Consider the following 1,264-nt stretch of genomic DNA (forward strand, 5'->3'; position numbering starts at 1 on the left):
CACCAGGGCGGCCGGTGGTGGGGCGGGGCGGCCCTCGACGAGGAACAGGGGGTCCGGACCGGGTGCCGCGTCCGGTGCGGGCTCGATTCCGGCGCGGCGCAGGGCCTGTTGCGCGACCGCCTCCGCCGACCCGTGCAGCCGCACGGGGTTGGTGTCGCCCGACGCCGCCAGTTCGGCTCGGATGCGTTCGGCGACCAGCTCGTAGTGGGTGCAGCCGAGGACCACGTCCCGCACATCGGGCGGGGTGAGGGTCGCCGCCGCCTTCACGGCGAGGGCGACCGCCGCCGGGTCGCCGCGCTCCACCGCGTCGGCGAGACCGTGGCAGGGCACCTCGGTGGTGCGGGCGCCGCCGGCGAAGTCACGGATCAGCTCGCGCTGGTAGGCGCTGCCCGTGGTGGCGGGGGTGGCCCAGACGGCGATGGGGCCACCGCCCTCCGCGGCCGGTTTCACGGCGGGCACGGTGCCGACGACGGGGATGCCGGGTTCCAGCTCCGCGCGCAGGGCGTCGAGGGCGTGCACCGAGGCGGTGTTGCAGGCGACGATGAGGGCGTCGGGGCTGGTCCGCGCGGCGGCGCGGGCGCACCGCAGGGCCCGTTCGGTGATGTCCTGCGGACTGCGCGGCCCCCAGGGCATGCCGGCCGGATCATTGGCGATGACCAGTGACGCGTCCGGCCGCAGCCGACGCAGGGCCGCGGCGGCGGCGAGCAGTCCGATTCCCGAGTCGACCAGCGCGATTCTCACGGTCCCCAGAGTACGGGCGGCGCGGCCGCGCGGTGCGGCGGGACGCGGTCGGGTGGCGCCGCGAAGGCGGGTACCGGGACGCGGAGGTGCCGCGAGCGGAAGTGATCGGAGCTGTCCGATCTTGGCCGAAATGAGCCGCCCTCAAGAGCGAAACGGGACAATCTCCGCTTGATCCGAGCGGGGCGACGCCTGCTCAATCCCTCTGAAAACGGGCGGCAGTTCGGCACAAAACGACATCCGCGTCACACAGGCCGTCCGGAGTGAGCGCGAACACGCTAAATGACCCCCGGATCGCACTCCCCATCGGGAGCACAGTGGGCTTACCTTATGTCACATGACCTCCCCGCGCTCGTCCTACGGCGGCTCCTACTCGTCGCACTTCCCGGACACCCCCATCTACGACAGCCTGGTGGCCGAGCGGGGCACCCCGCAGATAGCGCCGATCCGGGTCCCGTTGCTCCCCTGCGACAAGATCCCGGTCAGCGCGGCCGGGACCACCTCGGTGCTCGCGATGCGCACCGGT

At 73.3% G+C, this 1,264-nt stretch carries 2 protein-coding genes; one reads left to right on the forward strand and one right to left on the reverse strand.

Annotated elements, in window-relative coordinates; genetic code table 11:
* Window positions 1-741, reverse strand: a 741-nt coding sequence (locus E0D90_RS25680; protein ID WP_130800302.1) for a glutamate racemase, incomplete at its 3' end; no start/stop codon positions are given.
* Between the two features lie 334 nt (window positions 742-1,075).
* Here E0D90_RS25680 and E0D90_RS25685 point away from each other — a divergent pair.
* The coding region (locus tag E0D90_RS25685; protein WP_369008445.1) for a DUF6643 family protein at window positions 1,076-1,264 on the forward strand (189 nt) is incomplete at its 3' end.

This window comes from Streptomyces otsuchiensis (assembly GCF_004305975.1).
GTDB lineage: Bacteria > Actinomycetota > Actinomycetes > Streptomycetales > Streptomycetaceae > Streptomyces > Streptomyces otsuchiensis.